This window comes from Streptomyces sp. E11-3 (assembly GCF_046540415.1).
Taxonomy (GTDB): domain Bacteria; phylum Actinomycetota; class Actinomycetes; order Streptomycetales; family Streptomycetaceae; genus Streptomyces.
The window spans coordinates 3,105,269-3,131,271 of the sequence record NZ_JAZGRL010000001.1 but is presented as its reverse complement, the minus strand read 5'-3'; the positions used below and the strand labels follow the sequence as shown (position 1 = coordinate 3,131,271).

Genomic DNA, 26,003 nt, shown 5'->3' with positions numbered 1-26,003 from the left:
GCCCCCCATCCCGGCCTCCCGTCCTCGCCCCCATCCCTGGCTCGATAGCTGCCGCCGCGCGTCCGTCGCGAACCGTAGGCTTGCCCCGTACAGCCTGTGCAAGGAGGGGGCCGGGGTGGGCAAGGCGATGACCAGGCAGAAACGCATGCCGCGCGCGGTGCGCGAGCAGCAGATGATGGACGCGGCGGTCCGCACCTTCGGGCAGCGCGGGTACCGCGCGGCGTCGATGGACGAGATCGCCGAACTGGCGGGGGTGTCCAAGCCGCTGGTCTATCTCTATCTGAACTCCAAGGAAGAGCTCTTCACCGCGTGTATCCGCCGGGAGGCGGCCGCGCTCGTGGAGGCGGTACGCACCGGAGTCACCCCCGGCGAGTCGGCCGACCGCCAACTCTGGGCCGGGCTGCGGGCGTTCTTCACGCACACCGCGGAGCACCCCGACGGGTGGGCGGTGCTGCACAGTCAGGCGCGCACCCACGGCGAGCCGTTCGCCCGCGAGGTCGCCGTGATGCGCGAGGAGATCGTGGCGTTCGTGACGCTGCTGATCGCGGAGGCGGCCCGCGAGGCGCACCACAACCCCGCTTTGCCCGAGCACGAGGTCGCTGGGCTCGCCGAAGCGCTGGTGGGCGCCGCGGAGTCGCTCGCCGTCTGGGCGAACATCACGCCCGGCATCTCGGCCAAGGGCGCCGCGGCGACACTGATGAACTTCGCCTGGGCCGGGCTTGGCAACCTCATGCGGGGAGAGGCCTGGTCACCTCCCCGGTGACGTGGGCCCGGCGCCCCTCAAGACGCCGGGCCGACCGCCCCGTACCGCCTTCTAGCAGTTGCCGCTGGTCGGCTTGTTCGCGAAGCGGGCCGCCAGCCAGTTCTGGACGGCCGCCGACTCCGTGATCACGGCCGAGACATGCTCACCGAGCAGGATCGTCCGCCACTTCACGTTGCCGCCCTGGCCGCACCAGTCCTGGCGCAGCTGCTTGCCGAGCCCGTACGGGATCAGCTCGTCGGCGACCGCGTGGTACAGGTACACCGGGTGGTCGGGCGTCGCCTTGCCGAGGTCCGACTCGGCAAGCCGCCGCTGCCACTCGGGCGTGTCCAGCGGGTTGGTGTGGGTCATGTCGGAGATCTTCTTGAAGGCGCCCAGGGTGGCGTTGGCGGCCACGCAGTTGTTCCTGAGGGTGCCGATGAGCTTCTTCCCGGCCTCGTTCAGATACGAGTCGAGCTTCAGGTCGGGGTAGGCGGCGTCCTGCCCGGACGCGGCCATGAACAGCAGCCCGGCGCCGTACGACCCGTCGTGCACCGGGGCGAGCGAGGCCAGCTTCGCCGGGACGCCACCGGTCGCGGTGCCCTTCACCTTGAGCTCCGGGGCGTAGGACGCCTTCAGCTCGGCGGCCCAGCTGGAGGCCTGCCCGCCCTGCGAGTAGCCCATGATGCCGATCGGGCTGTCGGCGGTGAGGCCGGACTCGGCGGCGGCCGGGATGCGCTGGGCGGCGCGCGCCGCGTCGAGCATGGCGTGGCCGGCGGAGCGTCCCGCCGTGTAGGTGTGCTCGCCCGGGGTGCCCAGGCCCTCGTAGTCGGTGACGGCCACCGCCCAGCCGCGCCAGGTGAGCTGCTGGATCAGGTTGGCCTCCAGGGTGGAGCCCTGGGGGAAGCCCGCGCTCGGGGCGCACTGGTCGCCGAGCCCGACCGTGCCGACGGCGTAGGTGATCAGCGGGCGGGGGCCTTGCTTGCCGTCCTGGGGGACGATGACCGTGCCGGAGACGACGTTCGGCTTGCCCAGCGCGTCGGTCGAGCGGTAGTGGATCTTCCAGGACTTGGTGTTGGTCGGCTGGCCGGGCAGCGGGTGGAAGGCCCAGTCCTCCACGCTGACCACGTCACCAGGATCGCCATCGGAGGCCTGCGAGGCTTGAGCAGCCTGCGAGGCCTGAGCGGCTGACGTGCCGACCGCGGGCAGCGCGGCCGCCAGTGCCAGCGCGGCGATCACTGAGCCCAGCCTCCTGGGCATACGGATGTGCATGCGGCTCTCCCAACTGTCCTCTGGGGCAGGGGTAGTTGCCTGGAAGGTAGTGACCGGCGGGTAAGTTACGCGCTGACCGGGACGCTCAGCTTTGCTGACTCTGTGTCTCACTCGAGCTCTCACGCGAATCCCTAACGACCGCGTGCCCGATCCGGTACGCCCCCGGAGTCGTCCCCGTCCACCGCCGGAACGCCCGGTGGAAGGCCGTGTCCTCGGAGAACCCGAGCCGCGCCGCGAGTTCCGCGATCGGCTCCCGTCCCTCGGCCAGACCCGCGATCGCCGCGTCCCGCCGTACGGTGTCCTTCAGCTGCTGATACGAGGTGGACTCGGCCGCGAGCCGGCGGCGCAGCGTCGCCGGGCTCACCGCGAGCCGGGCCGCGATCTCGCCCAGCGCGGGCAGTCGCGGCGAGTCCCCGAGCGCCCGCACCAGCGTCCGCCGCACCTGCTCGGCCACGGTCGTGTCGTACTCCCGACGGCTGAGCAGGTCGAACGGCGCACGGCGCAGCATCCGCTCCAGCTCGTCCTCGTCCCTGACCAGCGGCGCGTCCAGCCAGTGCGGGGCGAACCCCGCGCCCGTACGCGGGGCTCCGAACCGCACCCGGCAGCCGAAGAGTTCCTCGTACTCGCCCTTGTGTGGGGGCGGCGGATACGCGAACGTCGCCCAGCGCAGCGGGATACGGCGGCCGATCAGCCAACTGCACAGCCGGTGCCAGATGGTGAGCACGCACTCGGCGAGGAAGTGGTCGTCGTCCCCGGCGAGTTCGCCGCGTACGGCGAACACGGCCTCGTCGGCGGACCGCTCCAGGGTGAGGTCGGGACCGCTGGGGAACAGCCCGTAGAAGGTGACCGCGCGCTCGACCGCGGAGCCCAGGTCGCGGCAGCCGTACGAGGCCCGGCACATCATCGCGAAGGTCCCCGGCCTGCTGACCGCGGACCCAAGCCCGAGGAACTCGTCCTGGGTCACCCGGTAGAGCTCCCGGAACAGCCGGACGAACTGGGCCGAGGTGATCCGCGCCCGGTCGTCGCCGAGCAGCAGCGGGGGTATCTGGGCGGCCTGCAGCAGCGGGACGGTGTCGACGCCGTGGCGCTGGGCGCCGCGCAGCACGGCCCGCACGTGGTGCACGGTGACCGTCCGCCTCGCCATGCCCATGACGGTAGCCGGATTGAGCGCGTAGGTCAGCGGTGGTGACGTTTCCGGTCATCCCCGCCTGTCGCGGGGCGTCCGTAGCGTCGTACGCATGCAGCCGCAGACCGAACAGCCCAAGACTCTGGCCGTGTTCGTGGAATGGGTGGCCGAACGCTTCGCCGAGCATCCAGCCCTGCGTTTCAAGCCCCCGAAAGCCGCGGACGGCTGGGGCGAGGTCACCTACGGAGAACTCCGCGAGACCGTACGTACCGTCGGCCGCGGGCTGATCGGCCTCGGCGTACGGGCCGACGACCGGGTGGCGATACTCGCCGAGACCCGGCCGGAGTGGACGTACGCCCACTTCGGCGCGTTCGCGGCGGGCGCGGTGGTGGTGCCGGTCTATCCGACGGCCGGGGATGAGGAGGCGGCCTGGGTGCTCGGCGACTCGGGCGCGTCCGTGGTGATCTGCGAGAACGCGGCCCAGGCGGGGAAGGTCGAGCGACTGCGCCCGAAACTTCCCGGCATCCGGCACGTGGTGCTGATGACCGAGGCGGACGAGAAGGAGCTGGCGGACGGGAAGGACCTGGCGACCGAGGCGGACGGCAAGGACCCCGCGGCCGAGGCAAGCGAGAAGGACCTGTCCCTGCTCGACCTACCCGACCAGGCACCGCTGCCCGACCTCCTCGCCCGCGCCGAGGCCCGTACGAACGACGACCTGGCCACCATCGTCTACACCTCGGGCACCACGGGAATGCCCAAGGGCTGTCTGATCACCCACGGCAACTTCGGGTCGGTGCGCGACGGCACCCTGAACCTCATCCCCGGCGGCCCCGGCGACCGTACATACCTGTACCTCCCCCTCGCGCATGTGATGGCCCAGCTGATCGAGTTCAAGGCGCTGCTCCAGGGCGGCACGCTGGCGTACTTCGGCGGCCGGATCGAGGACATCGTCGGCGAGCTGGCCGAGGTCGCGCCCACCCATCTGCCGTCCGTACCCCGCCTCTTCGAGAAGGTCCACTCGGTGGTCCTGGGTCTTGCCGAGTCCCAGGAGGGCGGCCGGGAGCGGTTCGACGAGGCGATCCGGGTCGGGGTCAGGGCCGCCGAGCTGCGCGAGCGCGGCGAGGAGCCGACGGGGGAGCTGCGGGAGGCCTTCGACGCGGCCGACGAGAAGCTGTTCAGCCTGGTACGGGCGGCCTTCGGCGGGCGGTTGAGGTGGGCACTGACGGGCGCCGCGCCGATCGCTCCGCAGACCCTGGACTTTCTGCGCGCCTGCGGCATAGCGATCTTCGAGGGCTACGGAATGACCGAGTCCGGCGGGGTCATCGCGCTCAACCACCCCGCTGCCCTGCGCTACGGCTCGGTCGGCCGCCCGATGCCGGGCTGCGAGGTCAGGATCGCCGATGACGGCGAGGTGCTGGCCCGCGGTGTGAACGTCTTCCCCGGCTACCACGGCAACCCGGCGGCCACCGCCGCGACCCTGGACGCCGACGGCTGGCTGCACACGGGTGACATCGGGGCCCTGGACGAGGACGGCTTCCTCTTCATCACGGGCCGCAAGAAGGACCTGATCATCACGTCGGGCGGCAAGAACCTCGCCCCGTCGCAGGTCGAGTTCGCCCTTCAGCAGTCGCGCCTGGTCTCCCGCGCGGTGATGGTCGGCGACCGCCGCCCCCACCCGGTCGCGCTGATCACCCTGGACCTGGAGGAGCTGGCGGGCCTGGCCTCCCGCGAGGGCATCGAGCTGGGGGAGTCGCCGGGCCGTGATCCACGGGTGCGCGAGCTGGTCCAGGAGGCGGTGGACGCCGCGAACGCGCAGGTGTCACGCCCGGCCCGGATCCGGGCCTTCGAGATCCTGGACGAGGACTTCAGCGTCGCGAACGGCCTGCTGACCCCGAGCATGAAGGTCCGCCGCCAGGCGGTGCTGTCCCGGTTCGCGGACCGCGTGGAGGGCCTGTACGCGCGGCCGTGAGCCGTTGCCCAAGCGGCCGTGAGCCCTTGCCGAATCCGCCCCGAGCCAGCCCTCGCTCACGCGGCCCTGAGCCTCGCCCAAAAGGCAGGAGCCCCCCTCCCACCGCCGAGGCGAGGGGAGGGGGGCTCCTTGGGTACTGCTATCCGTTCCGGATCAGATAACCGGGGTTCCGGATCAGACCGGGGTGACGTTCTCGGCCTGCGGACCCTTCGGGCCCTGCGTGACGTCGAAGTTCACGGCCTGGTTCTCCTCAAGGGAGCGGAAGCCGGAGGCGTTGATCGCGGAGTAGTGGACGAAGACATCCGGGCCGCCGCCTTCCTGGGCAATGAAGCCAAAGCCCTTTTCAGCGTTGAACCACTTCACGGTTCCGGTAGCCATAAAGCCCTCCTTGGGCCAAAGGGTTGCCCTGCTCCAGAACCCGCGAGTGTCACCACTACTGCAAAAGTCTGAAAACGACGAGAGCCTGCGGTTACATGCTCCGCAGGCTCTGTACTGCAAGGGAAACCAAACTGCAACTTGCGGCGAGCCTAGCACGCAGGGTGCCGCGAAGGGTAGGGGGCAAGATCGCGTCACCCAGATGTCTGAAAGCGGGTGCGCGGACGTTGACGAGAGGGTGTGTCGTGTCTTGACAGAGGGTGAATGGGGGGCCGGGGTCGCGCCGTACCCGACTAGGGCTAGTCTCGCGATGTGGACAATTCTCCCCGCAGCCGGCCCCGCGTCGGTCACATTCAGTTTCTGAACTGCCTGCCCCTCTACTGGGGACTGGCCAGGACCGGGGCCCTGCTCGATCTGGAGCTCTCCAAGGACACCCCGGAGCGGCTCAGCGAGCAGCTGGTGCGGGGCGATCTGGACATCGCGCCGATCACCCTCGTGGAGTTCCTCAAGCACGCCGACGAACTGGTCGCGATGCCGGACATCGCCGTCGGCTGCGACGGCCCGGTGATGTCCTGTGTGATCGTGTCGCAGCTGCCGCTGGACCGCCTCGACGGGGCACGGGTGGCCCTCGGGTCCACGTCCCGTACGTCGGTACGACTGGCCCAGCTGCTGCTCGCCGAGCGCGTGGGGGTGACCCCCGACTACTACACGTGCCCGCCCGACCTCGGCCTGATGATGCAGGAGGCGGAGGCCGCCGTGCTGATCGGGGACGCCGCGCTGCGGGCCAATCTGCACGACGGGCCGCGGCTCGGGCTCCAGGTCCACGACCTGGGGCAGATGTGGAAGGAGTGGACCGGGCTGCCCTTCGTGTTCGCGGTGTGGGCGGCGCGGCGCGACTACCTGGCCCGCGAGCCCGAGGTCGTCCACAAGGTGCACGAGGCGTTTTTGGCCTCGCGCGACGTGTCCCTTGAGGAGGTCGGCAAGGTCGCCGAGCAGGCGGCGCGCTGGGAGGCCTTCGACGCCGAGGTCCTGGAGCGCTACTTCACGACGCTGGACTTCCGCTTCGGGACCGCGCAGCTCGCGGGGGTCGCCGAGTTCGCCCGGCGGGTCGGCCCGACGACGGGCTTCGACCCCCACGCGCGCGTGGAGTTGTTGACCAGCTAGCGGAAACGCGAAGTTCGGGTCGAGGAAATCCCCGTCCATAAGGCACATAGGCCGAGGCGATGCCTCATCCGTACGATTTCCTGGGCGATTTCCACGGGTCGGCGCTGGGCCCCGAGCGCGCTTACTCCTACGGAATGCGGGAGCCCCGGCGCGCGCCCGTACGATTACCGCCATGGGGTCAAACGATCACCCGTCACAGGGTGGAAGCAGTGGGACGAGCGGGGTCGCGGTCGTCGCGGTGGTAGCGGCGGCGGCCGTGGTTGTGGCGGCCGGTGTCACCGGGTTCCTGGTCCTGAGCGACGACGGCGGTACGGACGCCAAGGACGCCAAGCCCGAGGCGAGCGCGTCCGCCAGCCCGTCGGAGAACCCGCGGGCCGCGGGCGACGAGGACGGGCCGGTCATCCCCGGCTGGAAGGTCGTCGCGCGCCCCGGAAGCGACGTCCGCTACGACGTACCCCCGGACTGGGACATCAGGCCGGGCGACTGGCGCAGCTACGTCGCCGATGACGCCGACGAGGAAGAGATTCCGCTCGTGGGGTTCGGCGGTGTGGCGACGCTCAAGGAGGAGTGGTGCACCTCCGACGACGATCAGGACGGCACCCTGGGGTCGACCGCGCTCGCGAACGTGGGCACGAGGGTCGAGCGCGGCGCCAGAAACACAGAGGAGGCCGCCCGCGACAACGCCGACCTCTGGGTCTACGGCAAGTACACCCAGCCCGACAAGGACAAGGTGGAGACCGGCGAGGCCGAGGAGTTCACCACCGCCTCCGGCCTCAAGGGCCACCGGGTGACCGCTGCCTCGTCCGGTGTCGACAAGCCGGGCAAGTGCGCCACCGACGGCAAGGCCGTCACCTTCGCGTTCAAGAACTCCAAGAACGACTTCGCCTCATGGACCTTCGTCGGCGCGAAGGGCGTGCCGGACGAGGTCCCCGACGCGACGATCGACAAGATCCTCAGCACGGTACGTCTGGCCGAGCCCGCGAAGCCCTCCTGACCCGCCCGCCCGCAAGCCGTGTCAGAGGGCTGGCGTACGCTGGATCGGTCCGCCCAGCCATGGAAACGCCCATGGCAGACCCTGCCGAAAGGGACATCCCGGTGACCGAGAAGGCCGAGCTCCAGTCCGTCCTCGACCGCGCCGCCGAGGGTGGGCGGATCACGCCCGAAGAGGCGCTCGAGCTCTACCGCTCCGCGCCGCTGCACGCGCTCGGCGCGGCCGCCGACACGGTCCGCAAGCGGCGGTACGCGGGCACCGAGCACATCGCCACGTACATCATCGAGCGCAACATCAACTACACGAACGTCTGCGTGACGGCGTGCAAGTTCTGCGCCTTCTACGCCCCGCCGAAGGACACGGCCAAGGGCTGGACCCGCGACCTCGACGACATCCTGCGCCGCTGCGCCGAGACCGTCGAACTCGGCGGCACCCAGGTCATGTTCCAGGGCGGCCACCACCCGGACTTCGGCGTCGAGTACTACGAGAAGCACTTCTCCGCGATCAAGAAGGAATTCCCGCAGCTGGTCATCCACTCGCTCGGCGCCTCCGAGATCGAGCACATGGCCCGCATCTCCGGCGTCTCGGCGGAGGAGGCCATCCAGCGCATCCACGCCGCCGGTCTCGACTCCTTCGCCGGCGCGGGCGCCGAGCTGCTCCCGGCGCGGCCGCGCAAGGCGATCGCGCCGCTCAAGGAGTCCGGCGAGCGCTGGCTGGAGATCATGGAGCTCGCGCACGGCCTCGGCGTGGAGTCCACCTCGACCATGCTCATGGGCACCGGTGAGACCAACGCCGAGCGCATCGAGCACCTGCGCATGATCCGCGACGTACAGGACAGGACCGGGGGCTTCCGGGCCTTCATCCCGTACACGTACCAGCCCGAGAACAACCACCTCAAGGGCCGCACCCAGGCGACGCTCTTCGAGTACCTGCGGATGATCGCGATCGCCCGGCTCTTCTTCGACAACGTCGCCCACATCCAGGGCTCCTGGCTGACCACGGGCAAGGAGGTCGGCCAACTCTCGCTGCACTACGGCGCGGACGACCTGGGCTCGATCATGCTTGAGGAGAACGTCGTGTCGTCGGCGGGCGCCAAGCACCGCTCCAACCGCCTGGAGATCATCGACCTGATCCGCCGTGCGGGCCGGGTCCCTGCCCAGCGCACCACCACGTACGAGCACATCACCGTGCACGACGACCCGGCGAACGACCCGGTCGACGAGCGCGTGGCGTCCCACATCTCCTCCACGGCCATCGAGGGCGGCACGGCACACCCCGAGCTGAAGCTGCTCGCCACCAACTGAGGCCGTCTTGCTCACCCTCCACGCCGCGCCACTGGTCCTCCCGGTCGGCGCGGCACCGGTCCCCGACGGCGCGGTTGCCGTCGACGGCAACCGGATCACGGCCATCGGCCCGTACTCCGACGTGGCCGCGGCCTTCCCGCGCGGCCGGGTCCGACGCTGGCCCGGGGTGCTCACACCTGGACTCCGGCAGTGGCACGCCCGTTGGCTGCTGACCCGCGCCTACCACCCCGACCCGCGCGAGGCCGACGAGCTCGGCACCGAGCCCATCACCGGCGAGGCGCTGGAGAAGCTCGCCCCGGCGCTGGACGAGACCCGCTGGTCGGGCAGCGTCCGCCGCGGCCTGCAACGCATGCTGGCACACGGCACGACGCACATCGCCGGGTCCTTCCCCGACACGGTGCGCCAGGCGGTCACCCGCTCCGGCCTGACCGAGGTGTCCCCGGTCAACGCACCAAGCGTCCTCTGGACCGGCCCCTCGCTCGACCCGTTCGCCGAGGGCCACGACCTGCGGGGCTCGGTGCACGCCGCCCTGGCCGTCGGCGCGCGGGCCGACCTGGCCGCGTTCGACGTCCCCGACGAGGCGAGCCTGCTCGAACGCGGCGCCGCGACCTGTGTGGCGACGGTGCTGGCCGGCCGCCTGGTCCATCGCACGCGCTGACCTCACCTTCGCGGTGCGGGGTGGTGAGGGTGTTGCCCTCGGGCTTGTGGTCATGGTGCCCCCGTGGCGGGGGGAGGGTGCTGCCCTCCGGGCTTGGTGAAACGGGTACCCCGTAGCGAGGGGTTGTGCCCACCCGTTCCGCCCTGCGGAACGATTGCCTACAACAGGTAGACGCCATGCCGACGTGAGGGGACGGGGCGGGGGGTGCGCGCGGACCGCCCAACGGTCNGCCCCGCCGCACCCCCCAGACACCCCCCTGCCACAATGGGCGAGTGACCCGCGCATCCCTGGACAAGCAGCCGCACGAAGTCGCCTCGATGTTCGACGACGTGGCCGAGAAGTACGACCTCACCAACGACGTGCTGTCCCTAGGGCAGGACCGAGTCTGGCGCAAGCAGGTCGCCAGGGCGGTAGACGCCCGCCCCGCGCAGAAGATCCTCGACCTGGCCGCCGGCACCGCCACCTCATCGCTCCCCTTCGCGCAGACCGGCGCCTACGTCGTGCCCTGCGACTTCTCGATCGGCATGCTCCGGGTCGGCAAGCGGAACCACCCCCACCTCCCCCTGACCGCAGGCGACGCGACCCGACTCCCCTTCAAGGACGACGTTTTCGACGCGGTCACCATCTCCTTCGGGCTGCGCAACGTACAGCAGACGGAAACCGCGCTGCGCGAGCTGTACCGCGTGACCAAGCCCGGCGGCCGAGTCGTCATCTGCGAGTTCAGCCACCCCACCTGGACCCCGTTCCGCACGGTCTACACCGAGTACCTGATGCGCGCGCTCCCCCCGGTCGCCCGCGCCGTCTCCTCGAACCCGGACGCGTACGTCTACCTCGCCGAGTCGATCCGGGCCTGGCCCGACCAGCCCGCCCTCGCCGCGCTGCTCCAGAAGGCAGGCTGGTCGAACGTGGCCTGGCGCAACCTGACCGGTGGCGTGGTCGCGCTCCACCGGGGCTTCAAGGCCTGAGCCCCGCCCAGTGGACGACCAGAACTACCAGCACGTCCTGGAACAGATCGCCGACGAGGTCGCCGCCACCCCCGGCCGCGGCCGATCCGCCGACTACATCCCCGCGCTCGCCTCCGTCGACCCGAGCCGCTTCGGCATAGCGCTCGCGGACATCGACGGCACGGTGTACGGCGTAGGGGAGTGGCGGACGCCGTTCTCCGCCCAGTCGATCACCAAGGTGTTCACGCTCGCGCTGGTGCTGGCCCACGACGGCCCGGACCTCTGGGCGCAGGTCGGCCGGGAGCCGTCGGGCAACCCCTTCAACTCCCTGGTCCAGCTGGAGTACGAGAACGGGATTCCGCGCAATCCGTTCATCAACGCGGGCGCCCTGGTGGTCACCGACCGGCTGCAGACCCTCACCGGAGACGCCAGCGAGGACCTCCTGGACTTCCTGCGAGCCGAGAGCGGCAACCCGGACCTGGGCTTCGACATAGAGGTCGCCGCGTCCGAGTCCGCGCACGGCGACCGCAACGCGGCGCTGGCCCACTTCATGGCCTCGTACGGGAACATCCGGCACCCCGTGCCGACCCTGCTCGACCACTACTTCCGGCAGTGCTCGATCGAGATGAGCTGCGCCGATCTCGCCCTGGCCGGGGGCTTCCTGGCCCGGCACGGGGTGCGCGCCGACGGCAGCAGACTGCTGAGCCGCAGCGAGGCCAAGCAGGTCAACGCGGTGATGATGACCTGCGGGACATACGACGCGGCCGGCGACTTCGCCTACCGGGTCGGGCTGCCGGGCAAGAGCGGCGTCGGCGGCGGCATCCTCGCGGTGCTGCCGGGCCAGGGCACGCTGTGCGTGTGGAGCCCGGGGCTGGACGAGCGCGGCAACTCGGTGGCCGGGGTTGCTGCGCTCGACCGCTTCACGACACTCACGGGGCTCTCGGTGTTCTGACCGAAAAGGAAGGGCTGGGCTACCGCCCGAGCGCCAGCCGGAAGCAGTACGACTCAGCCCGCCGCACCGGCGCCGTGAAGGTCTCCGCGTGCCGCATCCCCAACCGCCGAGTCACCGCGATGGACCGCGTGTTACGCGCGTCGACCATCGCCACGACCTCGCCCACCCCGACCGCCCGCAGCCGCTCCAGCGTGGCGAGCGCGGCCGTCGTCGCGTACCCGCCTCCCCACGCGTGGCGCGCGAGCCGCCAGCCGATCTCGATCTCGCCCACCGGCCCCCAGTCCCGCGGCCAGTACTGGGCACCGGTGAACCCCAGGACGCGGTCGTCCTCGTCCAGCACCGTCCACAGACAGAAGCCGTGCTCGGCGTCCTGCTTGCGCTGCCGTGCCGTCAGCTCCTGGTACGCGGACAGCTCCGCGGGCCCGCCGCCGAGGAACTCCATGACCTCGCGGTCGGCGAAGACCTCGTGCCAGGCGTAGGCGTCCTCCTCGGTGGGGACGCGCAGCCTGATCGCAGGGGGTGTAGTGGTCATAGGGCAGCCCTTCAGGTCCGTGATCAACGCACCCCCATAGACTGCACATGTCCAGTGCCTTCGGCACGCAAATTCCCAAGACCGGGGGAGATCCCGCCGTGACCGAGCCCCTCTCCGAACACAGTGCGGATGTGATCGTCGTCGGGGCCGGGCCAGCCGGCTCCGCGACCGCGTACCACCTGGCGAAGTCCGGACTCGACGTCCTGCTCCTGGAGAAGACCGCGTTCCCGCGCGAGAAGGTCTGCGGCGACGGACTCACTCCGCGCGCCACCAAGCAGCTGGTCTCGATGGGCATCGACATCTCCGAAGAGGCCGGCTGGCTGCGCAACAAGGGCCTGCGCATCATCGGCGGCGGAGTCCGGCTGCAGCTGGACTGGCCGGAGCTGGCGTCGTACCCGGACTACGGACTCGTCCGCAAGCGCGACGACTTCGACGAGCAGCTGGCACGCCAGGCACAGAAGGCCGGCGCCCGGCTGTACGAGCGCTGCAACGTCGGCGCCCCGATCATCGACGACCGCAGCGGCCGGATCACCGGTGTGCACGCCAAGCTCGGCGAGGAGAAGCGCGAAGTCACCTTCCACGCGCCCCTGGTCGTCGCCGCCGACGGCAACTCCACGCGGCTCTCCCTGGCGATGGGCCTGCACCGCCGCGAGGACCGTCCGATGGGCGTCGCGGTCCGTACGTACTTCACCTCGCCGCGCCACGACGACGACTACCTGGAGTCCTGGCTGGAGCTGTGGGACCGGCGCGGCCCCCAGGACCGGCTGCTGCCCGGCTACGGCTGGATCTTCGGTATGGGCGACGGTACGTCCAACGTCGGCCTCGGCATCCTCAACTCGTCCTCCGCCTTCAAGGAGCTGGACTGGCGTGAGGTGCTGAAGGCATGGTGCGCCTCGATGCCCGAGGACTGGGGGTACACCCCGGAGAACATGACGATGCCGATCCGGGGCGCCGCGCTGCCGATGGCCTTCAACCGGCAGCCGCACTACACCCGCGGACTGCTGCTCGTGGGCGACGCGGGCGGCCTCGTCAACCCGTTCAACGGCGAGGGCATCGCCTATGCGATGGAATCCGGGCAGATCGCCGCGGAGGTGATCGTCCAGGCGCACGCCCGGCAGACGCCCGCACAGCGCGAGTTGGCGCTCCAGCGCTACCCGAAGGTCCTCAAGGACACCTACGGCGGCTACTACACGCTGGGCCGCGCCTTCGTGAAGCTCATCGGCAACCCGAAGGTCATGAAGGTCGCCACGCAGCGCGGCCTCACCCACCCGATGCTGATGAAGTTCACCCTGAAGATGCTCGCCAACCTCACCGACCCGACGGGCGGCGACGCGATGGACCGGGTCATCAACGGCCTGAGCAAGGTGGCCCCGCGGTCCTGAGGGAGCTGTAGCACGCACGACGAAGGGCCGGCGTTCCCAAGGGGGAAACGCCGGCCCTTCGTCGGCTGTGGCGGTCGATCAGAGGACGTCGATCACAGGACGCGGACCGCGCCGGTGGCCGGGTAGCCCGAGAGGTCCTGGATGACGACGCCCTTGGAGGGGTTCGCGGCGTCCAGGTACTGGCCGTTACCGATGTAGACACCGGTGTGGTACGCGGAGCCCGCGGAGCCCCAGTACAGGATGTCGCCGACCTGGAGGTTGGACGTGCCGACCTGGGTGCCGACCGTCGACTGGTCCTGCGAGACGCGCGGCAGGTCCACACCGACCTGCTTGAACGCGGCCTGGACGAGGCTGGAGCAGTCCCAGGCGTTGGGGCCCGTGGCGCCCATGACGTAGGCGTCGCCGACCTGGGCCTTCAGGAAGGCGATGACGGTCGCGACGTTGCCGCTGGCCGGGGCGCTGGCGGAGGCGGACGCACTGCCGGAGGCGCCGGAGCCGGAGCTGCTGGCGGTGCTGAGCGTGGTGCGCTCGGCGGAGCGGGAGGCGCGCTCTTCGGCGGCGCGCTTCTCCTCGGCTTCCTTCTTGGCCTCGGCCTTCGCCTTGGCTTCCGCCTCAGCCTTGGCCTTCGCCTTGGCCTCGGCTTCCTTCTTGGCCTTCTCCGCGTCCTTGGCGGCCTTGGCCGCTGCCGCGTCCTGCTCGGCCTGCAGGTGGTACGTGTCGGCGGCCTGACGGGTGGCGTCCGCGGCGGCGGTCACCTCGCCCGCGAGCTCGGTCAGCGCGGGCAGTTCGATGGTCTCGGTCACCGGCTCGGCCGCGTTCGCCGATCCGGCCGCACCGGCCACCGCAAGGGTGCTGAGGACGCCACCGGCAACTCCGGCGCGCAGCTTGGTGGCGCTGCGGCGGGGCTTCCGGTGGCTGGGTATGTGAGCGGTGTGAGACATGAGTACAACGGCTATCAAGGGATGCGGGTTCCCTTCAAGAAACGTGTGCTGCGCCACAGTTGGGCGATGCCGGGCTGAATCCCGGGCGTGTCGCAGCTTATTGACGCCGTAACGGGCAATACGGGCACCGCCGATCAAGCCCGTGATCATGGACTTTCCGAGTTACGTCCGATTTGCCCAGGGCTTACCACTCATCCGCATCGTTGGCCAAGCCCGCCGCTTTCCCCCGCCGAGCGGAGTGGCGTAGGTCACGGAACGGTCACCGCGGGAGCGGGTTCCGGCCGGTGGTCGTCGACGCGCCTCCTTCGGGATCACCTACTCGTGGGCGCGCACTCGTGAACGCGCGCACGCGATCACCGTCATCCGCACCTTCCGCCCCTTCCTCCTCTCGCTCGCCCCCTTCGGCCCTGACTCGCCCCCGGCTCGCCCCGACGCCTGAGCGGACCCCTCTATCAAGGGAGCGTCCAGGCCGCCAATTTGCTTGCAACTGCCACCTCTTGATATCGGCCACACCGCTCCGACCTGCGGTAACACAGGTAGACGTCACCTCTAGTGATCACTTCGGTGCTTCGCGTATGAAGATCACAACTCATCCGACTTCATGATCCTTCGCCAGGTGGTGGAGATCACAAAGGCGTTGTCGTACCCCGTGTCGCAGATCACAGAGCGGCGGGCATAGGATGCGGGTCAGTTGGGCTTGTGAACTGCCTCACATAAGCGTGATCTTCGTGAGGCAGGGAGCCGCCCCGTGAAGTCCGTATGCCGAAGCAGTCAATGCCGACTGAGAGGAGCGAGGAGCGGTGAACGCCTACGTCCCCATCCTCGTACTGGGAGCCCTTGCCGCCGGCTTTGCGATCTTCTCCGTGGTCATGGCCACGCTTATCGGTCCAAAGCGCTATAACCGGGCACGGCTCGACGCCTATGAATGCGGCATTGAGCCGACGCCGACGGCCGCGGGCGGCGGCCGATTCCCCATCAAGTACTACCTGACGGCGATGCTCTTCATCGTCTTCGACATCGAGATCGTCTTCCTCTATCCCTGGGCCGTCACCTTCGACGCGCTGGGCGTTTTCGGGCTCGTGGAGATGCTGCTCTTCGTGCTCACCGTCTTCGTCGCCTATGCGTATGTATGGCGGCGCGGCGGCCTGGAATGGGACTGAGGGGCTGAGGGGCCACCAATGGGAATCGAAGAGAAACTGCCGAGCGGTTTTCTGCTGACCACCGTCGAACAGGCCGCGGGCTGGGCGCGCAAGTCATCCGTCTTCCCCGCCACCTTCGGCCTCGCCTGCTGCGCCATCGAGATGATGACGACCGGCGCGGGGCGCTACGACATGGCCCGCTTCGGCATGGAGGTGTTCCGCGGATCACCACGCCAGGCCGATCTGATGATCGTCGCGGGGCGGGTCAGCCAGAAGATGGCGCCGGTGCTGCGCCAGGTCTACGACCAGATGCCCAATCCCAAGTGGGTGATCTCCATGGGGGTTTGTGCGTCTTCTGGCGGAATGTTCAATAACTACGCGATTGTCCAGGGCGTCGACCACATCGTCCCGGTCGATATCTATCTACCAGGATGTCCGCCGCGTCCGGAGATGCTCCTGGACGCGATCCTCAAGCTCCACGAGAAGATCCGGACCTCAAAGCTCGGCGTGAACGCCGAGGAAGCGGCCCGCGAGGCGGAAGAGGCGGCCCTCAAGGCGCTCCCCACCATCGAGATGAAGGGGCTGCTGAGGTGAGCGGCGCGAACGACAGCAAGCCCAACCCGGCGAGCGAGCCCAATCCGGAGAAGGACCTCGGCACCGACAACCTGCCGGGCCAGCGCGGCGACCACGGCGAGGAGATCCGCGTCCAGCGCGGCATGTTCGGCGCCAACAACGGCGGCGACACCTCCGGCTACGGCGGCCTGGTCCGCTCCGTACGGCTGCCAGGACCGGCGACGCGTCCCTACGGCGGCTGGTTCGACGAGGTGGCGGACGAACTCGAAGGCGCCCTGGAAGAGCAGGACCTGCTTCCGGAGAACGCCATCGAGAAGACGGTCGTCGACCGCGGCGAACTCACCTTCCACATCGTGCGCGAGCACCTGCTGCAGGTCGCCAGGACGCTGCGCGACGACCCCGCGCTGCGCTTCGAGCTCTGCACGGGCGTCTCGGGTGTCCACTACCCCGAGGACAAGGGCCGCGAGCTGCACGCCGTCTACCACCTGCGCTCGCTCACGCACGGGCGGCTGATCCGCCTGGAGACCAGCGCCCCGGACAGCGACCCGCACGTCCCCTCGCTGGTCCCGGTCTATCCGACCAACGACTGGCACGAGCGCGAGACCTACGACTTCTTCGGCCTGGTCTTCGACGGCCACCCCGCCCTCACCCGGATCATGATGCCGGACGACTGGCAGGGCTTCCCGCAGCGCAAGGACTACCCGCTCGGCGGCATCCCCGTCGAGTACAAGGGCGCCCAGATCCCGGCTCCGGACCAGCGGAGGTCGTACTCGTGACCACCCCATCTGCCCACCCTCGCGAAACCACCGAAGGGACCGTCTACACCGTCACCGGTGGCGACTGGGACGAGGTCGTCCAGTCCGCGGCCGAGGCCGACGACGAGCGCATCATCGTCAACATGGGCCCCCAGCACCCGTCCACACACGGCGTGCTCCGGCTCATCCTGGAGATCGACGGCGAAACGGTCACCGAGACCCGCTGCGGCATCGGCTATCTGCACACCGGCATCGAGAAGAACCTCGAATACCGGAACTGGACGCAGGGCACCACCTTCGTCACGCGCATGGACTACCTCACGCCGATCTTCAACGAGACGGCGTACTGCCTGGCGGTCGAGAAGCTGCTCGGCATCGAGGACCAGATCCCGGAGCGTGCGAACGTCGTCCGGGTCCTGCTGATGGAGCTCAACCGGATCGCCTCGCACCTGGTGGCCCTCGCCACCGGCGGTATGGAACTCGGCGCCACCACGATCATGATCGCCGGATTCCGTGATCGTGAATACATTCTCGACATCTTCGAGTTGATCACCGGCCTGCGGATGAACCACGCGTACATCCGGCCCGGCGGACTCGCCCAGGACCTGCCGCCGGGCGCGGTGGACCTGATCCGCGAGTTCGTGAAGACGATGACCAAGAACATCCTGGAGTACGACAAGCTCGCCACCGGGAACCCCGTCTTCAAGGCCCGGATGCAGGACGTCGGCTACCTCGACCTGACCGGCTGTATGGCGCTCGGCGCCACAGGACCGATCCTGCGCGCCACCGGACTCCCGCACGACCTGCGCAAGACCGACCCCTACTGCGGCTACGAGACCTACGACTTCGAGGTCGCGACCGCCGAAACCTGCGACTCCTACGGGCGCTTCCTGATCCGCCTGGAGGAGATGCGCCAGTCGCTGCGGATCGTCGAGCAGTGCCTGGACCGGCTGAAGCCGGGTCCTGTGATGGTCGAGGACAAGAAGATCGCCTGGCCCGCGCAGCTCGCCCTCGGCCCGGACGGACTCGGCAACTCGCTCGACCACATCAAGAAGATCATGGGTACCTCGATGGAGGCCCTGATCCACCACTTCAAGCTGGTGACCGAGGGGTTCCGGGTCCCGCCAGGGCAGGCGTACGTCGCCGTGGAGTCACCCAAGGGCGAACTCGGCGTACATGTCGTCTCCGACGGCGGCACCCGCCCCTACCGGGTCCACTTCCGTGACCCGTCCTTCACCAATCTGCAGACCGCGGCGGCGATGTGCGAAGGCGGCCAGGTGGCCGACGTCATCGTCGCGGTGGCGTCCATCGACCCCGTGATGGGAGGCGTCGACCGGTGACCGATGTATCGCTGGGTATGCCCCAACTCCCGGCCCCCGACTACCCGGCCGACGTACGGGCCCGGCTCGAAGCGGACGGGCGAGAGATCATCGCCCGCTACCCGGACAGCCGGTCCGCACTGCTTCCGCTGCTGCACCTGGTCCAGTCCGAAGAAGGTCATGTCACCCGCACCGGCATGGCGTTCTGCGCCGAACTCCTCGGCCTGACCACCGCCGAGGTCACCGCGGTCGCCACCTTCTACACCATGTACCGGCGCAAGCCGTCCGGTGACTACCAGGTGGGCGTCTGCACCAACACGCTGTGCGCGGTGATGGGCGGCGACGCCATCTTCGACGAGCTCAAGGAGCACCTCGGGGTCGGCAACAACGAGACCACCGAGGACGGCAAGGTCACCCTGGAGCACATCGAGTGCAACGCGGCCTGCGACTTCGCCCCCGTCGTGATGGTCAACTGGGAGTTCTTCGACAACCAGACGCCCGAGTCCGCCAAGCGGCTCGTCGACGACCTGCGCGCGGGCCGCACCGTCGAACCCACCCGCGGCGCCCCGCTGTGCACCTACAAGGAGACCGCCCGGATACTGGCCGGCTTCCCCGACGAGCGCCCCGGCGCCGTCGAGGCGTCCGGCGGAGCGGGCCCGGCATCCCTGTTGGGGCTCCGGCTGGCCAAGGGCGAGGTCTCGCCCGCCAAGGTCGTCTCGCCCCGGTCGTCCGGCTACCCGAGCGACGAGCCGCCCAGGGACCACCCGAGCTCACACGACGCGCCACAGAAGACCTCGGCGTCCGACCCGGAGCATCCGGCCGGTCCGGTATCCGAGGAGGGGAAGTGATGACCGTGGCTGCTGAGATCAGTGAGACCAGCCCCGAGAAGCTGCTGGCACCAGTCCTGTCGGCCTTCTGGGACGAGGAGAAGTCCTGGACGCTGGAGACCTACCGGCGCCACCAGGGGTACGAGGGCCTGCGCAAGGCCCTCGACATGACCCCGGACGACCTCATCGCCTACGTCAAGGACTCGGGCCTGCGCGGCCGCGGCGGCGCGGGCTTCCCCACCGGAATGAAGTGGCAGTTCATTCCCCAGGGAGACGGAAAACCGCACTATCTAGTTGTCAACGCCGACGAGTCGGAACCCGGGACCTGCAAGGACATCCCGCTCCTCTTCGCGAACCCGCATGCCCTCATCGAGGGAATCGTGATCGCCTGTTACGCGATCCGGTCGAACCATGCCTTCATCTATCTGCGCGGCGAGGTCGTCCCCGTACTGCGCAGACTGCACGAGGCCGTGCGTGAGGCGAAGGAGGCGGGCCTGCTCGGCGAGAACATCCTGGGCAGCGGACTCGACCTCGAACTCACCGTGCACGCGGGCGCGGGCGCGTACATCTGCGGTGAGGAGACCGCGCTGCTCGACTCGCTCGAAGGCCGTCGCGGCCAGCCCCGGCTGCGTCCCCCCTTCCCGGCTGCCGCGGGTCTTTACGCGTGCCCCACTGTCGTGAACAACGTCGAGTCCATCGCGTCGGTTCCCGCGATCCTGAACCGGGGCAAGGACTGGTTCAAGGCGATGGGCAGCGAGAAGTCCCCGGGCTTCACGCTCTACTCGCTGAGCGGCCACGTCGCCAACCCGGGCCAGTTCGAGGCCCCGCTCGGCATCACGCTGCGCCAGCTCCTCGAAATGAGCGGCGGCATGCGGCCGGGCCACCGCCTCAAGTTCTGGACGCCAGGCGGCTCCTCGACCCCGATGCTCACCGCCGACCACCTCGACGTCCCCCTGGACTACGAAGGCGTCGGCGCCGCGGGCTCGATGCTCGGCACCAAGGCGCTCCAGTGCTTCGACGAGACCACCTGCGTCGTCAGGGCGGTGACGCGCTGGACCGAGTTCTACGCCCACGAGTCCTGCGGCAAGTGCACACCCTGCCGCGAAGGCACCTACTGGCTGGTGCAGTTGCTGCGCGACATCGAGGCCGGAAAGGGCTCCATGGCGGACCTCGACAAGCTCAACGACATCGCCGACAACATCAACGGCAAGTCGTTCTGCGCACTGGGCGACGGTGCCGCGTCGCCGATCTTCTCCTCGCTCAAGTACTTCCGCGAGGAGTACGAGCAGCACATCACCGGCAAGGGCTGCCCCTTCGACCCGGCCAAGTCGACCGCCTGGGCCGACCGGCCCGCCGACCCCACGGAGGTGACCGCATGACAGTGACCACAAGCGCCACCTCCGGGGGAGGGGAGGCGGCCGTTCCGCCCGAGGACCTGGTCTCGCTGACGATCGACGGCGTCGAGCTCAGCGTGCCCAAGGGCACCCTGGTCATCCGCGCCGCCGAGCAACTCGGCATCGAGATCCCGAGGTTCTGCGACCACCCGCTGCTCGACCCGGCGGGCGCCTGTCGCCAGTGCATCGTCGAGGTCGAAGGCCAGCGCAAGCCGATGGCCTCCTGCACCATCACTTGCACCGACGGCATGGTCGTCAAGACCCATCTCACCTCGCCCGTCGCCGAGAAGGCCCAGCAGGGTGTGATGGAGCTGCTGCTCATCAACCACCCGCTGGACTGCCCGGTCTGCGACAAGGGCGGCGAGTGCCCGCTGCAGAACCAGGCCATGTCGCACGGCCAGTCCGACTCGCGCTTCGACGGCATGAAGCGCACCTTCGAGAAGCCGGTGGCGATCTCCACCCAGGTGCTGCTCGACCGCGAGCGGTGTGTGCTCTGCGCCCGCTGCACCCGGTTCTCCAACCAGATCGCCGGCGACCCGATGATCGAGCTCCTGGAGCGGGGCGCGCTGCAGCAGGTGGGCACCGGCGAAGGCGACCCCTTCGAGTCGTACTTCTCCGGGAACACCATCCAGATCTGCCCGGTCGGCGCGCTGACCTCAGCGGCGTACCGCTTCCGGTCCCGTCCCTTCGACCTGGTCTCGTCGCCCAGTGTGTGCGAGCACTGCTCGGGCGGCTGCGCGACCAGGACCGACCACCGGCGCGGCAAGGTGATGCGGCGGCTCGCGGCCAACGACCCCGAAGTCAACGAAGAGTGGATGTGCGACAAGGGGCGCTTCGGCTTCCGTTACGCACAGCAGCGCGACCGGCTGACCACCCCCTTGGTGCGCGACGCCGAGTCGGGCGAACTCAGGCCGGCGAGCTGGCCGGAGGCGCTGGATGCCGCGGCCACCGGGCTCGCGGCCGCCAAGGGCCGGGCCGCGGTGCTGGCCGGTGGGCGGCTGACGGTCGAGGACGCCTACGCGTACAGCAAGTTCGCGCGCGTGGCGCTCGGCAGCAACGACATCGACTTCCGCGCGCGCGTGCACAGCGGCGAGGAGTCCGACTTCCTGGCCGCCCGCGTCGCCGGGCGCGGACGGGACCTCGACGGTACGGGGGTCACCTACACCTCGCTGGAGAAGGCGCCCGCCGTCCTGCTCGCCGGATTCGAGTCCGAAGAGGAGGCCCCCGGCGTCTTCCTGCGGCTGCGCAAGGCGTGGCGCGGCCACGGCCAGCGGACCTTCGCCCTCGCCCCGTACGCGACGCGCGGCCTGGAGAAGGCGGGCGGCACCCTGCTCCCCGCGGCCCCCGGCACCGAGCCCGAGTGGCTGGACGCGCTGGCCTCCGGTGTCGGCCTCGGGGATGACGGGGCCAAGGCCGCCGAAGCGCTGCGCTCCGAAGGAGCGGTCATTGTCGTCGGTGAGCGGCTCGCGGCCGTGACCGGCGGGCTGACAGCGGCGGTACGCGCGGCGAGCGCCACCGGCGCCGAACTGGTGTGGATTCCGCGTCGGGCCGGTGAGCGCGGTGCGCTCGAGGCGGGCGCGCTGCCCTCGCTGCTGCCCGGTGGCCGTCCGGCGACCGATCCACGCGCGCGTAGTGAGGTGGCGGCCCTCTGGGGCGTCGCCGAACTCCCGCACCGCTTCGGCCGCGACACCGGCCAGATCGTCGAGGCCGCGGCCACCGGCGAGGTCCAGGCCCTGGTGGTGGCGGGCGTCGAGGTCGCGGACCTGCCGGACCCGGCACGCGCCCGGGAGGCGATCAGCGAGGTCGGCTTCCTGGTCAGCCTGGAACAGCGGCCCAGCGAGGTCACCGAGCGGGCGGACGTCGTCCTCCCGGTGGCGGCGGTCGCCGAGAAGGCCGGCACCTTCCTCAACTGGGAGGGCAGGGCACGGCCGTTCGAGGCGGCGCTCAAGCCGGACCAGATGACGCGTCCGTCCGCGCCCACCGACGCGCGCGTGCTGCACATGCTGGGCGACGCGATGGACGTCCACATGGGCCTGCCGGACAACCGGTCGGTCCACCGTGAACTCGACCGCCTCGGCCCCTGGGACGGGCCCAGGGCCACCGAGCCCCTGGACACCATCGGCCAACTGCCGCGCCCCGCAGCCGGGGAGGCCGTACTCGCGGGCCACCGGCAGCTGCTCGACCAGGGCCGCCTCCAGGAGGGCGACGCGGCGCTCAAGGGCACCTGGCACGAGGCCGTCGTCCGGCTCTCGGCGGCCACCGCCGCCGAGGCGGGCGTCAAGCACGGCGACCCCCTCGCCGTCACCGGTCCGCACGGCTCGGTCGCACTCCCGCTACGGGTCACCGAGATGCCGGACCGGGTGGTCTGGCTGCCGCTGAACTCCACCGGCGGCGGGGTGGCATCCGACACCGGAGCCCGCCCCGGCGAACTCGTCACCATCGGTCCGGCCACCGCCGCGACGGACGGCCCGGCCGCTTCGGAGGTGCAGGCATGAGCCCGCTCGCCCTGGAAGACCTCTCGATGTTCGGCACCGACCCCTGGTGGCTGATCGTCATCAAGGCGGTCTTCTGCTTCGCCTTCCTGATGGTGACCGTACTGATCTCCATCGTGATGGAGCGCAAGGTCATCGGCTGGATGCAGCGGCGTATCGGCCCCAACCGGCACGGCCCCTGGGGCATGCTGCAGTCGCTCGCCGACGGCGTGAAGCTGATGCTCAAGGAAGACGTGATCGTCAAGCGGGCGGACAAGGCCGTCTACATCCTCGCGCCGATCATGGCCGCGATTCCGGCCTTCATGACGATCGCCATCATCCCCTTCGGGCCGGCCGGCAACGAGGTCTCGATCTTCGGCCAGCGCACCGCGCTCCAACTGACCGACCTGCCGGTCGCGATGCTCTATGTACTGGCGATCGGCGCGGTCGGGGTATACGGGTTCGTGCTCGGTGGCTGGTCGTCCGGGTCGACGTACCCGCTGCTCGGCGGCATCCGCTCGTGTGCCCAGATGATCTCGTACGAGATCGCCATGGGCGCGGCCTTCGCCTCGGTGTTCCTCTACTCGGGGTCGATGTCGACCTCGGCGATCGTCGGGGCGCAGAACGACCGCTGGTTCATGGTCCTGCTCCCGGTCTCGTTCCTGATCTACATGGTGACGATGATCGGCGAGTCCAGCCGGGCGCCGTTCGACATGCCGGAGTCCGAGGGCGACCTGGTCGGTGGCTTCAACACCGAGTACAGCTCGATCAAGTTCGCGCTGTTCATGCTCTCCGAGTACATCCACATGGTGACCGTGTCGATGATCGCGGTGACACTGTTCCTCGGTGGCTGGCGGGCTCCGTACCCGATCTCCACGTTCTGGGAGGGCGCGAACCACGGCTGGTGGCCGATGCTCTGGTTCGTCATCAAGCTGCAGCTGCTGATCTTCTTCTTCGTCTGGCTGCGCGGCACCCTGCCACGCGTCCGCTACGACCAGCTGATGAAGCTGGGATGGAAGGTGCTCATCCCGGTCTCGGTCGCCTGGCTGATGCTGGTCGCGACCGTACGGACGCTGCGGAACGAGGAGTACGCCTTCTCGGAGATCCTGCTCTACGTCGGCGGCGGCCTGCTGGCCCTGCTGCTGATCTCCTTCGTCGTGGACATCTTCCGCGACCGCAAGGAGAAGGCCGAGGCGGCGATCAAGAAGACACCGCCCGCCTTCGACCCGATGGCCGGTGGATTCCCGGTCCCGCCGATGCCAGGCCAGGAGCTGCCACCCGTTCCGCGACGCCGCTCGCGCCAGGAGCGCGAGTTGATTGTCAGTGGCGGAGCGGACAGTACTAGTCCCGGGGGACACCCCCGGACCCCCGGCCCAAGTGACGGAAAGGAGGCTGACGGTGTCTGAGGAATCCAGGGAGTCAAGCGAGACCCAGCAGGGGTTCCAGAACCCTGTCGCCGGCTTCGGCGTGACCTTCAAGGCCATGTTCAAGAAGCGGCTGACCGAGCAGTACCCGGAGCAGCCGAAGACCACGGCACCGCGCTTCCACGGCCGGCACCAGCTCAACCGCCATCCGGACGGCCTGGAAAAGTGCATCGGGTGCGAACTGTGCGCCTGGGCCTGCCCCGCCGACGCCATCTACGTGGAGGGCGCCGACAACACCGACGAGGAGCGCTACTCGCCGGGCGAGCGGTACGGCCGCGTCTACCAGATCAACTACGCCCGCTGCATCCTCTGCGGCCTGTGCATCGAGGCCTGCCCGACCCGGGCGCTCACGATGACCAACGAGTTCGAGCTCGCCGACAGCAGCCGCGCCAACCTCATCTACACCAAGGAACAGCTCCTGGCGGGACTTGAGGAAGGCATGGTCGAGTCGCCGCACTCGATCTTCCCCGGCACGGACGAGCAGGACTACTACCGGGGCCTGGTCACCGAGGCCGCCCCCGGCACGGTGCGCCAGGTCGCCGTGTCCAAGGGGGAGAAGCCCTCGGAGGAGAACGCGGAGGAGTCCGCCGCCGCGGACGGTCCGGTGCAGCCTGAGGGGGCCGACGCATGAGCCCGCTCGCCGCCTACACCACGTCCAGCGGTGAGGCCGTCCAGTTCTGGGTGCTCGGCACCGTCGCCGTACTCGGCGCCCTGTGCACCGTCTTCATGAAGAAGGCCGTACACAGCGCGCTGTGCCTGGCCGGGACCATGGTCATCCTGGCGGTCTTCTACCTCGCCAACGGCGCGTACTTCCTCGGCATCGTCCAGGTCGTCGTCTACACCGGCGCGATCATGATGCTCTTCCTCTTCGTGGTCATGCTGGTCGGTGTCACGGCCGCGGACTCGTTGAAGGAGACCATCAAGGGCCAGCGCTGGCTGGCCGCCCTGTGCTGCGCCGGGTTCGCCATCCTGCTGGTCGGCGGAATCGGCAACGCCTCGCTGCAGGAGTTCAACGGCCTCGCCCAGGCGAACGCGGGCGGCAACGTGGAAGGCCTCGCGGCCCTCATCTTCACCAAGTACGTCTTCGCCTTCGAGATCACCGGCGCGCTGCTCATCACGGCAGCCGTCGGCGCCATGGTGCTCACCCACCGGGAGCGCACCGAGCGGGCCAAGACCCAGCGGGAGCTGTCCGAAGAGCGCGTACGCGGCGACCATGTGCCACCGCTGCCCGCCCCCGGTGTCTACGCACGGCACAACGCCGTGGACATCGCGGGCCTGCTGCCGGACGGCACGCCGTCCGAGCTCACCGTCAACAAGACGCTGCGCGCCCGGGGCCAGGTCCGGGACGTGTCGGGCCAGGCGCTGAGCGACCTGCGGGCGCTGGAACAGCGCTCGGGGGAACGCCTCGGCCGGGACAAGTCAGATGAGGAGGCCGCCAAGTGAATCCCGTCAACTATCTCTATCTAGCGGCCCTGTTGTTCGCGATCGGCGCCTCCGGGGTGCTGATCAGGCGGAACTCCCTAGTGGTCTTCATGTGCGTCGAGCTGATGCTCAACGCCTGCAACCTCGCACTCGTCGCCTTCTCCCGGATGCACGGCAACCTCGACGGCCAGATCCTCGCCTTCTTCACGATGGTCGTCGCCGCCGCGGAGGTCGTGGTCGGGCTGGCGATCATCGTGACGCTGTTCCGTTCGCGCCACTCGGCCTCGGTCGACGACGCCAGCCTGATGAAGCTGTGAGGGGTCGCTGAAA

25 protein-coding genes are annotated in these 26,003 nt (G+C 69.5%); 20 read left to right on the top strand and 5 right to left on the bottom strand.

Annotation, left to right across the window (positions count from 1 at the left end):
- Window positions 1–127: 127 nt before the first annotated feature.
- Window positions 128–763, top strand: coding sequence for a TetR/AcrR family transcriptional regulator (locus U9R90_RS14225; protein WP_411056799.1), 636 nt, complete (start codon window positions 128–130; stop codon window positions 761–763).
- Between the two features lie 51 nt (window positions 764–814).
- Here the strand turns inward: U9R90_RS14225 and U9R90_RS14220 are convergent, their stop codons facing one another.
- Both U9R90_RS14220 and U9R90_RS14215 read right to left on the bottom strand, forming a co-directional pair.
- Window positions 815–2,011 (bottom strand): lipase family protein, encoded by a 1,197-nt coding sequence (locus U9R90_RS14220; RefSeq protein WP_411056798.1) that lies wholly within the window; start codon window positions 2,009–2,011, stop codon window positions 815–817.
- Between the two features lie 85 nt (window positions 2,012–2,096).
- Window positions 2,097–3,155: an AraC family transcriptional regulator gene (locus U9R90_RS14215; protein WP_411056797.1), complete on the bottom strand. Its 1,059-nt coding sequence runs from the start codon at window positions 3,153–3,155 to the stop codon at window positions 2,097–2,099.
- Between the two features lie 94 nt (window positions 3,156–3,249).
- Here U9R90_RS14215 and U9R90_RS14210 point away from each other — a divergent pair, with 94 nt between their 5' ends.
- A complete protein-coding gene (locus tag U9R90_RS14210; RefSeq protein WP_411056796.1) occupies window positions 3,250–5,106 on the top strand; it encodes an AMP-dependent synthetase/ligase in 1,857 nt (618 codons plus the stop codon).
- Window positions 5,107–5,280: 174 nt separating this feature from the next.
- Here the strand turns inward: U9R90_RS14210 and U9R90_RS14205 are convergent, their stop codons facing one another.
- Window positions 5,281–5,484: a cold-shock protein gene (locus U9R90_RS14205; RefSeq protein ID WP_100836743.1), complete on the bottom strand. Its 204-nt coding sequence runs from the start codon at window positions 5,482–5,484 to the stop codon at window positions 5,281–5,283.
- Window positions 5,485–5,793: 309 nt separating this feature from the next.
- Here U9R90_RS14205 and U9R90_RS14200 point away from each other — a divergent pair, with 309 nt between their 5' ends.
- The 6 genes from U9R90_RS14200 to U9R90_RS14175 all read left to right on the top strand — a co-directional run bounded on the left by U9R90_RS14200 (window position 5,794) and on the right by U9R90_RS14175 (window position 11,494).
- Window positions 5,794–6,645, top strand: coding sequence for a menaquinone biosynthetic enzyme MqnA/MqnD family protein (locus U9R90_RS14200; protein WP_411056795.1), 852 nt, complete (start codon window positions 5,794–5,796; stop codon window positions 6,643–6,645).
- 172 nt (window positions 6,646–6,817) lie between these two features.
- On the top strand, window positions 6,818–7,639 hold the full coding sequence (locus U9R90_RS14195) for a hypothetical protein (RefSeq protein ID WP_411056794.1): 822 nt from the start codon (window positions 6,818–6,820) through the stop codon (window positions 7,637–7,639).
- 101 nt (window positions 7,640–7,740) lie between these two features.
- Window positions 7,741–8,940, top strand: a complete 1,200-nt coding sequence (mqnC, locus tag U9R90_RS14190; protein WP_411057739.1) for a cyclic dehypoxanthinyl futalosine synthase — start codon at window positions 7,741–7,743, stop codon at window positions 8,938–8,940.
- 7 nt (window positions 8,941–8,947) lie between these two features.
- Window positions 8,948–9,598 carry an imidazolonepropionase-like domain-containing protein gene (locus U9R90_RS14185; RefSeq protein WP_411056793.1) on the top strand — a complete coding sequence of 217 codons (651 nt, stop codon included), beginning with the start codon at window positions 8,948–8,950 and terminating at the stop codon, window positions 9,596–9,598.
- Between the two features lie 272 nt (window positions 9,599–9,870).
- A complete protein-coding gene (locus U9R90_RS14180) occupies window positions 9,871–10,563 on the top strand; it encodes a demethylmenaquinone methyltransferase (RefSeq protein ID WP_411056792.1) in 693 nt (230 codons plus the stop codon).
- Between the two features lie 10 nt (window positions 10,564–10,573).
- Complete coding sequence (locus U9R90_RS14175) at window positions 10,574–11,494, top strand: glutaminase (protein ID WP_411056791.1); 921 nt, start codon at window positions 10,574–10,576, stop codon at window positions 11,492–11,494.
- Window positions 11,495–11,513: 19 nt separating this feature from the next.
- Here U9R90_RS14175 and U9R90_RS14170 read toward each other — a convergent pair whose 3' ends face one another.
- The gene (locus U9R90_RS14170) at window positions 11,514–12,026 is read right to left on the bottom strand and encodes a GNAT family N-acetyltransferase (RefSeq protein WP_411056790.1); all 513 of its coding nucleotides are present in this window, start codon (window positions 12,024–12,026) and stop codon (window positions 11,514–11,516) included.
- Window positions 12,027–12,073: 47 nt separating this feature from the next.
- Between U9R90_RS14170 and U9R90_RS14165 the strand changes: the two genes are divergently transcribed.
- Window positions 12,074–13,408 carry a geranylgeranyl reductase family protein gene (locus tag U9R90_RS14165; RefSeq protein ID WP_411056789.1) on the top strand — a complete coding sequence of 445 codons (1,335 nt, stop codon included), beginning with the start codon at window positions 12,074–12,076 and terminating at the stop codon, window positions 13,406–13,408.
- A 92-nt stretch (window positions 13,409–13,500) separates the two neighbouring features.
- Here the strand turns inward: U9R90_RS14165 and U9R90_RS14160 are convergent, their stop codons facing one another.
- Window positions 13,501–14,349, bottom strand: coding sequence for a C40 family peptidase (locus U9R90_RS14160; RefSeq protein ID WP_411056788.1), 849 nt, complete (start codon window positions 14,347–14,349; stop codon window positions 13,501–13,503).
- An 800-nt stretch (window positions 14,350–15,149) separates the two neighbouring features.
- Here U9R90_RS14160 and U9R90_RS14155 point away from each other — a divergent pair.
- The 11 genes from U9R90_RS14155 to nuoK are packed head-to-tail and all read left to right on the top strand — an operon-like array spanning window position 15,150 to window position 25,990.
- Window positions 15,150–15,509, top strand: coding sequence for an NADH-quinone oxidoreductase subunit A (locus tag U9R90_RS14155; RefSeq protein WP_411056787.1), 360 nt, complete (start codon window positions 15,150–15,152; stop codon window positions 15,507–15,509).
- A gap of 18 nt (window positions 15,510–15,527) precedes the next feature.
- Complete coding sequence (locus U9R90_RS14150) at window positions 15,528–16,082, top strand: NuoB/complex I 20 kDa subunit family protein (RefSeq protein ID WP_411056786.1); 555 nt, start codon at window positions 15,528–15,530, stop codon at window positions 16,080–16,082.
- The gene (locus U9R90_RS14145; RefSeq protein ID WP_411056785.1) at window positions 16,079–16,837 is read left to right on the top strand and encodes an NADH-quinone oxidoreductase subunit C; all 759 of its coding nucleotides are present in this window, start codon (window positions 16,079–16,081) and stop codon (window positions 16,835–16,837) included. Before U9R90_RS14150 ends, U9R90_RS14145 begins: the two co-directional genes overlap by 4 nt.
- Complete coding sequence (locus U9R90_RS14140) at window positions 16,834–18,156, top strand: NADH-quinone oxidoreductase subunit D (protein WP_411056784.1); 1,323 nt, start codon at window positions 16,834–16,836, stop codon at window positions 18,154–18,156. Before U9R90_RS14145 ends, U9R90_RS14140 begins: the two co-directional genes overlap by 4 nt.
- Before the next feature lie 17 nt (window positions 18,157–18,173).
- Complete coding sequence (gene nuoE, locus U9R90_RS14135; protein ID WP_411057738.1) at window positions 18,174–18,983, top strand: NADH-quinone oxidoreductase subunit NuoE; 810 nt, start codon at window positions 18,174–18,176, stop codon at window positions 18,981–18,983.
- Entirely contained in the window at window positions 18,980–20,341 is a 1,362-nt protein-coding gene (gene nuoF, locus U9R90_RS14130; RefSeq protein ID WP_411056783.1) for an NADH-quinone oxidoreductase subunit NuoF, read from the top strand. The genes nuoE and nuoF overlap by 4 nt, the downstream gene beginning before the upstream one ends.
- On the top strand, window positions 20,338–22,851 hold the full coding sequence (locus U9R90_RS14125; protein ID WP_411056782.1) for an NADH-quinone oxidoreductase subunit G: 2,514 nt from the start codon (window positions 20,338–20,340) through the stop codon (window positions 22,849–22,851). Before nuoF ends, U9R90_RS14125 begins: the two co-directional genes overlap by 4 nt.
- A complete protein-coding gene (gene nuoH, locus U9R90_RS14120) occupies window positions 22,848–24,233 on the top strand; it encodes an NADH-quinone oxidoreductase subunit NuoH (RefSeq protein ID WP_411056781.1) in 1,386 nt (461 codons plus the stop codon). Before U9R90_RS14125 ends, nuoH begins: the two co-directional genes overlap by 4 nt.
- On the top strand, window positions 24,226–24,882 hold the full coding sequence (gene nuoI / locus U9R90_RS14115) for an NADH-quinone oxidoreductase subunit NuoI (RefSeq protein WP_411056780.1): 657 nt from the start codon (window positions 24,226–24,228) through the stop codon (window positions 24,880–24,882). Before nuoH ends, nuoI begins: the two co-directional genes overlap by 8 nt.
- Window positions 24,879–25,694, top strand: coding sequence for an NADH-quinone oxidoreductase subunit J (locus U9R90_RS14110; protein ID WP_411056779.1), 816 nt, complete (start codon window positions 24,879–24,881; stop codon window positions 25,692–25,694). The genes nuoI and U9R90_RS14110 overlap by 4 nt, the downstream gene beginning before the upstream one ends.
- Window positions 25,691–25,990, top strand: a complete 300-nt coding sequence (gene nuoK / locus U9R90_RS14105; protein WP_411056778.1) for an NADH-quinone oxidoreductase subunit NuoK — start codon at window positions 25,691–25,693, stop codon at window positions 25,988–25,990. Before U9R90_RS14110 ends, nuoK begins: the two co-directional genes overlap by 4 nt.
- The last annotated feature ends 13 nt before the right edge of the window (window positions 25,991–26,003 follow it).